The organism is Streptomyces sp. NPDC051677 (assembly GCF_044453465.1).
In the GTDB taxonomy this organism is placed as follows: Bacteria; Actinomycetota; Actinomycetes; order Streptomycetales; family Streptomycetaceae; genus Streptomyces.
The window spans coordinates 8,393-20,688 of sequence record NZ_JBITCT010000090.1 but is presented as its reverse complement, the minus strand read 5'-3'; the positions used below and the strand labels follow the sequence as shown (position 1 = coordinate 20,688).

The following is a 12,296-nucleotide window of genomic DNA, read 5'->3' as shown; positions in this document are numbered from 1 at the left end:
ATTCGGAATGAATTGGAAATAGAATTACAGAGGGTAATTCCGAATTCAACAATTTGTTGAAGTGCGCTTTTGATCATGGTCTGCCCCCTACCCGCCAGGGGCAAAGCCCCGCAAGACGTGCAGGGGACGAAGTCCCCGCCGGAGGCCGGGGCCGAGCCCCAGGACGAGGGCGACCCACCAACCCGCCGCGCTGAGCTGCGCCCACACCAACCCCCGGGGGTGCAGGGGCAAAGCCCCGCAAGAGGTGCAGGGGACGGCGTCGCCGCCAGGGGGTCGGGGCGGAGCCCCGGGTGGGGGTGGCCCTTTGACTCGCCGAGGCGGGTGGGTGGGTGGGCCGGGGAAGCTACAGGAACGCCAGGTTCACTGCCCAGAACGCGCATGCCGCGACCACCGCAGCCGCCGGCATGGTGATGAACCACCCGAGGACAATGTTCTTCGCGACTCCCCACCGCACGGCATTGACCCGCTTCGTCGCCCCCACACCCATAATCGCCGAAGTGATCACATGCGTCGTGGAAATCGGCGCCTTGAACAGAAACGCCGTGGTGAACATGATCGACGCACCCGTCGTCTCCGCCGCGAACCCCTGCGGCGGATCAAGCTCAATGATCTTCCGCCCAAGCGTCCGCATGATGCGCCACCCACCCGCATACGTCCCCAGCGACAGCATCACCGCACAAGCGATCTTCACCCACACCGGAATCGGATCGTCGGCCCCCTGAACATCACCGATGACCAACGCCATCACCACGATGCCCATCGTCTTCTGCGCGTCCTGCAGACCGTGCCCCAGCGCCATCCCCGCCGCAGAAACGGTCTGAGCTATCCGAAAGCCCCGCTTCGCCTTGTGCGGATTGGCCCGCCGGAACAACCACAAAATAGCCGTCATCACCAGATAACCGACGACAAGTCCCACCACCGGCGAGACGAACATCGGAATGACGACCTTCTCCAGCACCCCGGACCAGATGACATCCGTACCCCCGGCGAGCGCGGCGCCCACCATGCCCCCGAACAACGCGTGGGACGACGACGAAGGCAACCCGAAGTACCACGTGACGAGATTCCACACGATCGCCCCGATCAACGCGGCGAACAGGATCCCCATCCCTTTCGCCCCGTCGGGAGTCTCGATCAGCCCGCTGCTGACGGTGTGCGCAACGCCACTCCCCAGAAAGGCGCCGGCGAGATTCATCACAGCGGCCATGGCCAGCGCAGCGCGCGGCGTCAGCGCCCGCGTCGAAACCGACGTGGCGATGGCGTTCGCCGAGTCGTGGAAGCCGTTCGTGTAAGTGAATCCGAGCGCGACGCCAATGGTCACGACCAGAGCAAAGGTGTCCATGAAGTGCTCAGGACTCCTTGACCGCGATGGTCTCCACCGTGTTGGCCACGTGCTCGAAGGCGTCAGCCGCCTCCTCCAGCACATCCACGATCTGCTTCAGCTTGAGCACCTCGATGGCCTCGTACTTGCCGTTGAACAGATGCGCGAGCAGCTTCCGGTGGATCTGGTCGGCCTGGTTCTCCAGCCGGTTGACCTCGATCCAGTACTCGGTGAGGTTCTCCATGGTCCGCAGGTTCGGCATGGCCTCGGCCGTGAGTTCCGCCGCCCGTGCCAGCACCTCGATCTGCTGCTCGACCCCCTTGGGCAGCTCCTCCACGTTGTAGAGGACGACCAGGTCGACGGCCTCCTCCATGAAGTCCATGATGTCGTCGAGGGAGGACGCGAGGTTGTAGATGTCCTCACGGTCGAACGGCGTGATGAACGAGGAGTTCAGCTGGTGGAAGATCGCGTGCGTGGCATCGTCACCTGCGTGTTCGGCGGCCCGCATACGCTCTGCGATCTCGGCCCGGCTGGCGGGGTCCGCCCCGAGCAGTTCCATCAGGAGTTTCGAGCCCGTGACGATGTTGTCCGCGGATGCGGCGAACATGTCGTAGAAGCTCGTCTCCCTGGGGGTCAGACGAAAGCGCACGTGGGGTCCTCAAGATGCATCGGTTTCGGTCAGGCTGATGCTAGGCGCATCATCCGGCCACGGCTAACGGGCCGCCCCCCAGTGTCGCCCATCAAGGAGAGCGACCGGCAGGGGGGCGACCGACGACGTCCCTGCTCGGCCCGTATACCCGCCAAAGTTCGGTACCATATACCCAGTAGGGGTATGGGTCTGGAGCTGGAGCGCTGGAGGACAGGATGACGACCACCGAGGCCGGCGCGGAAGCTCCCGCGGTGCACGGCTACCACAAGCAGAAGGACGAACACCTCAAGCGTCTGCGCCGCATCGAGGGCCAGATCCGCGGCCTGCAGCGCATGGTCGAAGAGGACACCTACTGCATCGACATACTCACCCAGGTGTCCGCCTCCACCAAGGGCCTGCAGTCCTTCGCGCTGCAACTCCTGGAGGAGCACCTGCGCCACTGCGTCGCCGACGCGGCCGTCAAGGGCGGCGACGAGATCGACGCGAAGGTGGAGGAAGCGACCAAGGCGATCGGCCGCCTACTGCGCACCTGACCCACCGGACCAGGACCCGCCCCGCGCCGCCCGATCGCGCTCCCGCGCCCGCTCCTCGGCCTGTTCCTCCCCCACCCGCAGCACCTGATCGATGCTCTCCAGACTGAGCCGTTCCTCACCTGCGGCCGAGGCCGCGATGATCAGCTCTCCGCACAGCTCGATCTCGGCGAGGGCCACGTGGTCCTGAACTGCCGTACCGCCGCCCGGAGCCACGCGCATCACCTCGTCTCTGCCGTCACCGGCTTCCTAGAGTAGGGAGCGCTATACACCGCGCGCATGGCACGGACGGGCTAGTCCTTGTGCCCACCCTGTGGCTGAATCTGTCCGCTCCGAGCGAGTTCACTCCTGCGCGATCCGCCCCGCGTAGATGTCCCCGGCGGCCGGCAACCGCACATCGACCGGCGCGCCGAAGTCGTACAGCAACGTCGTGGAGGCGACCGCGACGGCCTCCTTCTGCTTGCCGTTGACGAAACTGAACCGGTGCCGGACCTTCCGGATGCGCCCCTCGTCGTCGAGGTAGACGTCGAACGGCACCCGAGCCGTGGCGAACCCTTTCGCCGCCGCCCGCAGCGCGTTCCGTCCCCCCACGGACGCGTCCTCGGCGGCCACCGCCAGATCGGCCGTCCCGCGATAGTGCCGCACCGCCGTCCCGGCCACCTCGGTCCTTCCGACGTACGTCGCCGTCCGTGTGCCCCGCAGCACCTCGGCGGCGGCGAACGGATCGGTGGCCCCGCCGGTCACCAGGTTCCCGTCGGACAGGGACGCCGTCGCCACCCGTACCCATTTGTCGTCCGGCACCCCGGCCCCCCGGTTCTTCATGAACAGGGCCCCGGGCGCGAGGAGCTCGGTGATCGGCCGGTGCTCGCTCGCCCCGGCCGGATCCTGCGGCAGCAGCACCCTCAGCTGCCCGAGCTGCTTGCGGTAGTCGTAGACCCCCTGGCCCCGGATCGTCACCCGGGTCCCGCCGGTGGCCATCTCCATCGACGTACGGGCCTTCGACGTGCCCGCCGCGACGAGGGTGTCGGCAGCCCGGTGCAACGTCGCCACGGGATCGGCCGCCCGGCCGTCCTCGGCGGCGGCCCCGCCCCCGGAACACCCGGCGGCGCCCGCACAGATCCCCGCCACGATCCCCGAAAGAACCGCCGCACCCACATGCCTGCGCTGCCGCTCCGCCATGGCCTGCCTACCCCCAGCCGGTACGTCCGTCACGGGCCCCCTGTCGTTCCGGTTAACGACGGGTAAGTGCCCCCGTCACGCAGGGCCGAAGGCCTGTGTCCGGATCGCGCCCGGCTTGCGACCGCCATACGGGTCTTTTACCGAGCTTGGGTACCGTTGTCTGCGTGACACAGCAAGACGGGTCGGACCTTCCCCGCACAGACGGGGACCACAGCGCCACGACCGTCGAACAGGGCCGCTTCTGCCTGGCCCGCTGCACCTGCGGCTGGCGCGGTCCGGCCCGCCGGGCGAGAAGCCTGGCCAGATCGGACGCGGAGAGCCACATCCGCGGCTGACCGGCTGACGTCACGGCCGACCTGCTGACCTCACGGCCGACCCGCGGGGGTCGCGGCCGACCGGCGGATGTAACAGACGTCACCGTTCCGTCACCGCCGACGCCGGCCGGAACCCGTGGTCCCATGTCCCCGTCTCGCTGCATGAAGCCGACAGGCGGTCGAGGGAAGGCGCAAGAACATGGAACGGCGTACGTTCATCGCAGGCGGCACGGCAGCGGTCGCGGCAGCCGTGACCGCCTGCAAGGCGACCGGGGGCAGCGCAAGCGCCTCCACCTCGGCCACCGGGGGCACCGGAACGAACAGCCCCCTCACCACCACCAGCGTCTCCGCCCCCGCCAACTGGACCGCGCTGGCCCGCGATCTGGACGGCGCCCTGGTCCGCCCCGGCGACGCCTCCTGGGCCACGGCCCACCAGCTCTACAACACCCGCTTCGACGCTCTCAAGCCGGCGGCGGTGGCCTACGTCGCCCACGCCGACGACGTCCGCACGGCCCTGGCGTACGCCCGCGCCCACAGGACGAAGGTCGCGATCCGCAACGGCGGCCACTCCTACGGCGGCTGGTCCTCCGGCGACGGCCGTCTGATCATCGACGTCTCCAAGCTGAACCGGGTCCGCGCGAGCGGCACGACGGCCGTGGTCGGCGCGGGCTCCAAACTGATCGACGTCTACCGGGCGCTCGCCGCGAAGGGCGTGACGATCCCGGCGGGCTCCTGCCCCACGGTCGGCGTCTCCGGTCTGGTCCTCGGCGGCGGCCACGGCGTCGTCTCCCGCGCCTACGGCCTGACCTGCGACAGCCTCACCCAGGCCACGATCATCACCGCGGACGGCAAGCAGCTCACCGCCAACGCGACGACGAACAAGGACCTGTTCTGGGCGCTGCGCGGCGCTGGCAACGGCAACTTCGGCGTCGTCACGGAGCTGCAGTTCAAGACCCACCCCGCGCCCCAGGCGGTGACGGGCTACCTCACCTGGCCCTGGGCGAAGGCGGCCGAGGTGATAAAGGCCTGGCAGGAGTGGGGTCCGTCGCAGCCCGACGAGATCTGGTCCTCCCTGCACCTGGAGAACGGCAGCGGCACCCCCACCGTCTCGGTGGCCGCGTTCTGCATCGGCACCTACGGCCAGCTCCAGAACGCGGTGGACCGCCTCGCCGACAAGGTGGGCGCCCGGGCGTCGTCCGTGTCCCTGCGCCGCCGCGGCTACAAGGAGGCGATGGAGGCGTACGCCGGCTGCTCCTCCTTCACCACCGACGCCCAGTGCCACCTCCCCGGCTCCACCCCGGGCCGCGCCACGCAGGGCAAACTGGGCCGGGAGACGTACACGGCCCGCTCGGACTTCTTCGACCGCTCGCTGACGACGGCCGGCATCCAGACCCTGCTGAAGCAGATGAGGACGGTCCAGGGCGGCGCCGGCAGCATCGCCCTCATCGCCCTCGGCGGCGCGGTCAACCGGGTCTCCCCCACGGCGACGGCGTTCGTCCACCGCCGCTCGCGGATGCTGGCCCAGTACATCGTGTCGTGGAAGGCGGGCACGGCCGGTACGACGGCCCAGTCCTGGCTGAACACGGCCCACAAGGCGATGACCCCGTACGCCTCGGGCGCGGCGTACCAGAACTACGCGGACCCGACGCTGACGAACTGGCGCAAGGCGTACTACGGCGAAGCGCTCCCGCGCCTGACCCAGCTGAAGAAGCAGTACGACCCGACGGGCTTCTTCACCTACCCGCAGGCACTCTGACCGCAGAAACGCCGACCGCAGGCAATGAGCTAGGCGGCGAGGTCCCTTTCCTCCGCGGCGACCTCGCTCCGCGCACCCGGGACGAACCCCTCCCGCTCGCCGATCCGCGCGGTCCGGCTGCGCACGATCCACCCGACGCGGGGCGAGCTGTCGAGGGCCTTCAGGACGGGCGTGAGCATCATGGAGGCGACGGGCGACAGCAGCAGGGCCACGGCGGTCCCGAGCGCGAACCCGCCGACGACGTCCGTCGGGTAGTGCACCCCCATGTAGACCCGGCAGAACCCTTCGAGCAGGGCGATCCCTATCCCCGCGAGCCCGAACTTCCGGTTGGCGACGAACAGTCCGACGGCCATGGCCATGGTGAGGGTGGCGTGGTCGCTCACGAAGGAGTAGTCGGTCTTGCCGGAGACGAGCACCTCCAGCCCCTGATGGTCACGGAAGGGCCGGGGCCGCTCCACGAACCCCCGTATGGGCACGTTCACCAGCACGGCGATCCCGGCGGCGAGCGGCGCCCACACGAGCGCGGCGACCGAGCCCGCCGCCTCCTCGGCCCCGCCGGGCCGGCGCCGCACGCCCCACCAGCACCACACGATCAGCAGCACCATGGCGAGCAGCAGCCCGTACTCGCCCACGAACTCGACGGCCCGGTCGAGCCAGTGCGGGGCGTCCTTGGCCAGGCCGTTGATGTCATAGAGCAGGTCGACGTCGGGGTTCGACCCGGATTCGGCGAGTCCAGCCATGGTGCTGCGGCCCCTTCGTCGTGTGCTGCCCGGCGCACTTCACATGCGCCCGCCTCAACAGGAACGCACGGCCCCGGTTGATACGTTCCACTCTCCACTGAATGATCACTCAGACGTTATCGAAGAGAGACAGATCCCCGCAGCTCAGAGGGCGGGTCCGGGGTCTGTCTCAGACCGTCGTGGGGAGCGCTTTCGCGCCATCTTCGGTGACCCGGGTGGCCCCGAAGTACTCGGCCGTGTCGATGGGGTCGAAGCGGATGACCGCCCCCGTGTAGGGCGCGTCGATCATGTAGCCGCCCCCGACGTAGATCCCCACGTGGTGGATGGCCCGCGAGTTGCCGAGGTCGGTCGAGAAGAACACCAGGTCCCCCGGCAGCAGTTCGCTGCGCTTGGGGTGCGGGCCGGCGTTGTACTGGTCGTTGGCGACCCGGGGCAGGGTGATCCCGACGCTCTCGTAGGCGGCCTTGGTCAGCCCGGAGCAGTCGAACCGTCCTCCCTGGTCAGCGGTGCCGTTCCCACCCCAGAGATAGGGCGTGCCGAGCTTCTTCTGGGCGAAGTAGATGGCTCCCGCGGCCTGCTTGGAGGGATCCACCCGGCTGACGGGCGCGGCGAAGGACTCCTCCAGCGTCGTGATCGTCTTCACATAGTTCTGGGTCTCCTTGTACGGCGGTACGCCGCCGTACTTGATGACCGCGTCCGGCCCCGCGTTGTAGGCCGCGAGCATGTTCTTCGTGATGTCCCCGCGGACGCTCTTCACGTACGACGCGAGCTGGCAGTCGTACGACGCGGCCGACGGAATCGCGTCATTCGGGTCCCAGACGTCGCGGTCGCCGTCCCCGTCTCCGTCGACTCCGTGCGTGGCCCAGGTGCCCGGGATGAACTGCGCTATCCCCTGGGCGGCGGCGGCGCTCTGCGCTCTCGGGTTGAACCCGCTCTCCTGGTACAGCTGGGCGGCGAGCAGTGCGGGGTTGATGGCGGCGCAGAGATTGCCCCACTTCTGAACGAGCGTCTGATAGGCGGCGGGCACAGCCCCCTTGGCGAGCGATCGGGACGCCCCGCCCACGCCGTTCGCCATGTTCCCGCCGACGACGTACACCCCGATGACGAGCGCCATCATGAAGGCGGCTCCGGCACTGACGGCAGCGGTCGCCACGATCCACGTCTTACGCACCGTCAACCGCCCCTCGCCGCCCGGGAGTCCGCCCACGACAGTGTAGAGGCGGCCTCAGCACCACGGGGTGATCACACGGAAGGACGGCTCGATCCATGGCTTCGTGCGCGCCGACGCGGGCGGGTCAACGTCAGCCATGGGCCGCGTCAAGCATCGCCCAACGTTCGCTCCCGTCCTCCCCATCCACGGCCAAGATTCGGCAACAGCGGAGATCATTTCCGGCCTCGGACATACGTTCCACGCCGTGAACTCTGAGAGCACCCCCCACAGAACCGCCCGTCGCGCCCTTCTGCGCGGCGGCATGGCCGGCGCCCTGGCCGTCGGCGGCGCGGCCCTCGCCACCGCCCCCGCGTCCGCGTCCGCGTCCACGCCCGTCACCGGCCGCCGGACCGCCACCCGCCCCGGCACAGCCGACGAAGCCCTGCGGGAACTGGCCGCGGGCAACCGCCGCTGGCGCACCTTCTGCGAACGGCACCCGGACGAGACGCCCGCCGTACGACAGAGCCTGACGGCGGGTCAGCATCCGTTCGCCGTCGTCCTCGGCTGCATCGACTCCCGCGTGCCGCCGGAGCTGGTCTTCGACCAGGGCCTCGGCGACCTGATGACCGTCCGCACCGCGGGCGAGGTCCTCGACGAGGCCGTCCTCGGCAGCGTGGCCTACGGCGTGCTCGAACTGGGGATCCCGTTGGTCATGGTGCTCGGCCACCAGTCGTGCGGCGCGGTGAAGGCGGCCGTCCAGGCAGACCTGACCGGCGACAGGCTGCCCGCCCACATCCAGTACCTGGCCGACCAGATCACGCCGTCCATAGACCGCACGAAGCAGGGCGACGCCCGCGTCGACTCCACCATCGACGCCAACGTCCGGGCCGTCAGCGCACGCCTCGCCGCCGTGCCCGACCTCGCCGCGAAGATATCCGCCGGCGAGCTGGCGGTCGTCGGCGCCCGCTACGAGCTGACCACCCAGCTCGTCCACGCCCTCGCGTAGCGCCTGGACCTCACGCCCCCTGGAGGACTTGCTCTAGGGGGCCGAGGTCGCTTCCTCGTACAGTTCCGCCGCCTCCGCCCCCAGGACCACGCTGTACGAGACGTCGGGCGTGGCGCCGCCCTGCTCGTGACCGCCCAGGACGCCCACGACCTCGTCGTAGCCGTTCACCCAGGGGCTGCCGCTGGTGCCGCCGGTGAAGGCGGGGCAGGTGATGCGCTGCTGGGTGGCGCTGTGGGCGGTGGGCCGGTTCGTACAGCGGATCGGCGCCTCGACGGAGTCGGGGTAGCCGGTGACGGTCACGGCGGTGGCCCCGGTTGTGGTGCGCGTCACAAAACGATTGCCGCCGACAACGTCCTCGACGTTCTTCCCGTCCTTCTCTTCGAGGACGGCGAAGGCCACATCGCTGTCCTCGTCCTGCCCCTTGTTCCACCCGTCGGGCATGAAGGACCGCTTGATCTTCCAGACCCCGTAGGGGGCCTGTCCGGCCCGGTAGCCGGGCACGAACGCCAGTTCGCCGGACACGCTGCTGAGGCAGTGCGCCGCGGTGGCGATGAGGTCGTGGTGCGGACTGTGCACGACGGATGCCGTGCAGAAGTGCTCGCCGGTAAGTCTGCCGGCGGCCGCGTCGTCGGCGCTGAACAGCGCGCCGACCCGCGCGAACTGCGGGGTCGCCACCGCGACGGCCGTCACCCCAAGGGGGCCGGGCGCGCCGTCGGCAGCCGCTTCGGAGGCGGAGGTGACGGCCAGCATGACGACCGCACCGAGCAGGGCGTTTCGCTTCATCGGGTTCACTGTGTCCCACGAAGGTGAGAGAAACGTCAGAGACATGCATTCTCATACGACGCTACCCGCACTTGGCCCTCAGAACCTCCCGGCTTTTTCCGCCCGGCCTCATCACCCCGCGAAGGACACGTTTCATGGCTGAAATCCCCTCCGACCTCACCTGGACCCGGGCCGCCCCGCCGGACGCGACCGGACCCGGCCCGTGGATCGAGATCGCCTTCGGCGCGGGGGACGACGGCGAGGCGCCCGTCTACCTGCGGGAGACCAGCGACCCGGACAACGTCGTCACCACGAACCGGCGCAAGTGGGACGCCTTCGTGCTGGGCGTCCAGGCAGGCGAATTCGACCACTTCGTGGAAGGCGTCGAGCTCGACTGACCTCCCGCCTCAGTCCTCACGCCTCAGGTCTCACGCCTCAGGTCTCACGCCTCAGGTCTCACGCCCCACGCTCACACATCGCCCCGTACCACCGCGTGCAGGTGCTGGTCGTGCCACCCGTCGGCGTGCAGCAGGGCGCCCCGCATGGTCCCCTCATACGCGTACTGCGCCTTTACCGCCACTCGGCACGACGCCTCGTTGGCGACCGCGTGGCACAGGCGCAGGCGGTGCAGGCCGAGGTCGTCGAAGGCCCAGCGGGTGAGCCGTCCGACCGCCTCCACGGCGACGCCGCCGCCCCGGGCGGCCGGCAGCAGCCAGTAGACGATCTCCGCGCTGCCGCCGTCGAGATCGACGTCGTTCCAGCCGGCCAGCCCGACGACGTCACCGCCGTCGGCACGGGACCGGGCGATCGCCCAGATCGCACCGGTCTCCGCCCGCCAGCGCTCCCGCATCCGCTCGATCCGCCGTACCGCCGCCTCGCGGTCGGGCACGGCGAGCAGGTTCCACTGCCGGATCCCCGGCTCACCCGCGGCCGCCACCAGCGCGGACGCGTCCCCCGCCGCCCAGGGCCGCAACTCCAGCCCAGCGCGCGCAAGGGCGAGCACCGGCTGCTCGGCACAGGCCATCCGACCTGCGGGGACGACGGGAGGCACGGCGGATACGGGGGCGTTCACCGCGGCATCGTGCCACAGACGTCCCGAATCGGGGATCGGCGCACGCGAGGTCAAGTTCCGGCCATCCCCGCACCATCGCCCCGCCATTGATCAGCAATCCCCCAACCCCCTTCAGTAAGGCGGAAGTCAGGATTCCACCGCCTGTCTTGTTGTCGCGTACTCAACAAGGGAACGTCGTCTGCGGGCCGCCGCCCCCACCGGCAACCACGCCGGTGGTCCCCCACCCGCAGGCCTCTGTCCACCTCACGCAGGAGGCTGTACGTTGCGTACGCCCACCCCCAACGCCCCCCACATACGCGGCAGATGGCACCGAATAGGCTCCGCCGCCGCGGCCACCGCCGCCCTCGTCATCGCCGGTCTCGGCACCGCGGCCCACGCCGACGCCGCCACCCCGACGCCGTCCAAGGTCAGCGCCCAGGCCATCGCCGCCCAGGTCGCGAAGGCCCACGTGACCTACACCCAGCAGTGCGACCAGACCCCGAAGAAGGGGTTCGCGTCCTGCAACGCGCTGCGCGTCACCGGCGGCACCACCGCCTTCCAGGAGGAGCAGGCCGCCAAGAAGGGCATCGCGCCCAAGACGGTCTCGCCCGACGCCGCCGCCGACTCCCCCAGCGGCTACGGCCCCTCCGACCTCCAGTCGGCCTACGGCCTGACCGACGCCGCGTCCTCGCGCGGCTCCGGCGAGACCATCGCGATCGTCGACGCGTACGACGACCCCAACGCGGAGTCCGACCTGGCCACCTACCGCGACTACTACGGCCTCTCCGCCTGCACGACCTCCAACGGCTGCTTCAAGAAGGTCAGCCAGACCGGCTCCACCACCTCCCTCCCCACCGCCAACAGCGGCTGGGCCGGCGAGATCTCGCTCGACCTCGACATGGCCTCCGCCGTCTGCCCCAACTGCAACATCCTGCTCGTCGAGGCCAAGTCCTCCTCGATGGCCAACCTCGGCACGGCGGTGAACCGCGCGGTCACCCTGGGCGCGAAGTTCGTCTCCAACAGCTACGGCGGCTCCGAGTCCTCCTCCGACACCAGCTACGACTCCTCGTACTTCAACCACCCGGGCGCCGCCATCACCGTCAGCGCGGGCGACGAGGCGTACGGCGCCGAGTACCCGGCGGCCTCCAAGTACGTGACCGCCGTCGGCGGCACCAAGCTGTCCACCAGCTCCAACAGCCGCGGCTGGACCGAGTCGGTCTGGAAGACCAGCAGCACCGAGGGCACGGGCTCGGGCTGCTCCTCCTACGACGCCAAGCCGACCTGGCAGACCGACACCGGCTGCTCGAAGCGCATGATCTCCGACGTCTCGGCCGTCGCCGACCCGGCGACCGGCGTCTCGGTCTACGACACCTACGGCTCCGACGGCACCGGCTGGAACACCTACGGCGGCACCAGCGCCTCGGCGCCGATCATCGCGAGCGTGTACGCCCTCGCCGGCACCCCGGGCAGCAGCGACTACCCGGCCTCCTACCCCTACGCCGCGGCCGGCACGTCCGCCCTCAACGACGTGACCAGCGGCAACAACGGCACCTGCTCGACGAGCTACTTCTGCACCGCCAAGTCCGGCTACGACGGCCCGACCGGCTGGGGCACCCCGGAGGGCACGGACGCCTTCACCGGCTGACCCTGATCCTCCGTCACCCGGAGCAGCCACAGTGGGCCGTGGGGGCCACACGTGGCGAACGGCGAGCGGGGGGCCGGCCGCCCCCCCCCCCCCCCCCCCCGTCGCCGAAATAACAAAACTTGGGCACAACAAAAAAGCCCCCCCCCCCCCCCCCCCGCCGAAACGGGACGGCGCGGGGCAGGGGGGGTACACC

Annotated in this window: 14 protein-coding genes; 6 read left to right on the top strand and 8 right to left on the bottom strand. The window is 69.8% G+C overall.

Features of this window, described 5'->3' with window-relative positions:
- Nucleotides 1-343 precede the first annotated feature (343 nt).
- Both ACIBAF_RS46960 and ACIBAF_RS46955 read right to left on the bottom strand, forming a co-directional pair.
- Entirely contained in the window at nt 344-1,342 is a 999-nt protein-coding gene (locus ACIBAF_RS46960) for an anion permease (RefSeq protein WP_399472589.1), read from the bottom strand.
- 7 nt (nt 1,343-1,349) lie between these two features.
- Nucleotides 1,350-1,970, bottom strand: a complete 621-nt coding sequence (locus tag ACIBAF_RS46955) for a DUF47 domain-containing protein (protein WP_079661378.1) — start codon at nt 1,968-1,970, stop codon at nt 1,350-1,352.
- Between the two features lie 215 nt (nt 1,971-2,185).
- Here ACIBAF_RS46955 and ACIBAF_RS46950 point away from each other — a divergent pair, with 215 nt between their 5' ends.
- The gene (locus ACIBAF_RS46950) at nt 2,186-2,503 is read left to right on the top strand and encodes a metal-sensitive transcriptional regulator (protein WP_399472587.1); all 318 of its coding nucleotides are present in this window, start codon (nt 2,186-2,188) and stop codon (nt 2,501-2,503) included.
- On the opposite strand, the gene ACIBAF_RS46945 is transcribed toward ACIBAF_RS46950, so the two are convergent.
- Together ACIBAF_RS46945 and ACIBAF_RS46940 are read right to left on the bottom strand one after the other, a co-directional pair.
- On the bottom strand, nt 2,489-2,722 hold the full coding sequence (locus ACIBAF_RS46945; protein ID WP_399472585.1) for a hypothetical protein: 234 nt from the start codon (nt 2,720-2,722) through the stop codon (nt 2,489-2,491). The two genes, ACIBAF_RS46950 and ACIBAF_RS46945, sit on opposite strands and share 15 nt — an antisense overlap.
- 120 nt (nt 2,723-2,842) lie before the next feature.
- Nucleotides 2,843-3,679, bottom strand: coding sequence for a hypothetical protein (locus ACIBAF_RS46940; RefSeq protein ID WP_399472583.1), 837 nt, complete (start codon nt 3,677-3,679; stop codon nt 2,843-2,845).
- Between the two features lie 164 nt (nt 3,680-3,843).
- On the opposite strand from ACIBAF_RS46940, the gene ACIBAF_RS46935 reads away from it, so the two are divergent.
- The gene (locus ACIBAF_RS46935) at nt 3,844-4,014 is read left to right on the top strand and encodes a hypothetical protein (RefSeq protein WP_399472581.1); all 171 of its coding nucleotides are present in this window, start codon (nt 3,844-3,846) and stop codon (nt 4,012-4,014) included.
- A gap of 178 nt (nt 4,015-4,192) precedes the next feature.
- On the top strand, nt 4,193-5,749 hold the full coding sequence (locus tag ACIBAF_RS46930) for an FAD-binding oxidoreductase (RefSeq protein ID WP_399472579.1): 1,557 nt from the start codon (nt 4,193-4,195) through the stop codon (nt 5,747-5,749).
- Between the two features lie 29 nt (nt 5,750-5,778).
- On the opposite strand, the gene ACIBAF_RS46925 is transcribed toward ACIBAF_RS46930, so the two are convergent.
- Nucleotides 5,779-6,489, bottom strand: a complete 711-nt coding sequence (locus ACIBAF_RS46925; RefSeq protein ID WP_399472577.1) for a phosphatase PAP2 family protein — start codon at nt 6,487-6,489, stop codon at nt 5,779-5,781.
- 169 nt (nt 6,490-6,658) lie between these two features.
- Entirely contained in the window at nt 6,659-7,666 is a 1,008-nt protein-coding gene (locus ACIBAF_RS46920; RefSeq protein WP_399472597.1) for an NlpC/P60 family protein, read from the bottom strand.
- 295 nt (nt 7,667-7,961) lie between these two features.
- Between ACIBAF_RS46920 and ACIBAF_RS46915 the strand changes: the two genes are divergently transcribed.
- Nucleotides 7,962-8,645 (top strand): carbonic anhydrase, encoded by a 684-nt coding sequence (locus ACIBAF_RS46915; protein WP_399472595.1) that lies wholly within the window; start codon nt 7,962-7,964, stop codon nt 8,643-8,645.
- Between the two features lie 33 nt (nt 8,646-8,678).
- On the opposite strand, the gene ACIBAF_RS46910 is transcribed toward ACIBAF_RS46915, so the two are convergent.
- A complete protein-coding gene (locus tag ACIBAF_RS46910) occupies nt 8,679-9,428 on the bottom strand; it encodes a trypsin-like peptidase domain-containing protein (RefSeq protein ID WP_399472575.1) in 750 nt (249 codons plus the stop codon).
- 134 nt (nt 9,429-9,562) lie between these two features.
- Between ACIBAF_RS46910 and ACIBAF_RS46905 the strand changes: the two genes are divergently transcribed.
- On the top strand, nt 9,563-9,805 hold the full coding sequence (locus ACIBAF_RS46905; RefSeq protein ID WP_399472573.1) for a DUF397 domain-containing protein: 243 nt from the start codon (nt 9,563-9,565) through the stop codon (nt 9,803-9,805).
- Nucleotides 9,806-9,876: 71 nt separating this feature from the next.
- On the opposite strand, the gene ACIBAF_RS46900 is transcribed toward ACIBAF_RS46905, so the two are convergent.
- The gene (locus tag ACIBAF_RS46900) at nt 9,877-10,431 is read right to left on the bottom strand and encodes a GNAT family N-acetyltransferase (protein WP_399472593.1); all 555 of its coding nucleotides are present in this window, start codon (nt 10,429-10,431) and stop codon (nt 9,877-9,879) included.
- A gap of 310 nt (nt 10,432-10,741) precedes the next feature.
- Here ACIBAF_RS46900 and ACIBAF_RS46895 point away from each other — a divergent pair, with 310 nt between their 5' ends.
- Nucleotides 10,742-12,103, top strand: a complete 1,362-nt coding sequence (locus ACIBAF_RS46895; RefSeq protein ID WP_399472571.1) for a peptidase S8 — start codon at nt 10,742-10,744, stop codon at nt 12,101-12,103.
- Nucleotides 12,104-12,296 lie beyond the last annotated feature (193 nt).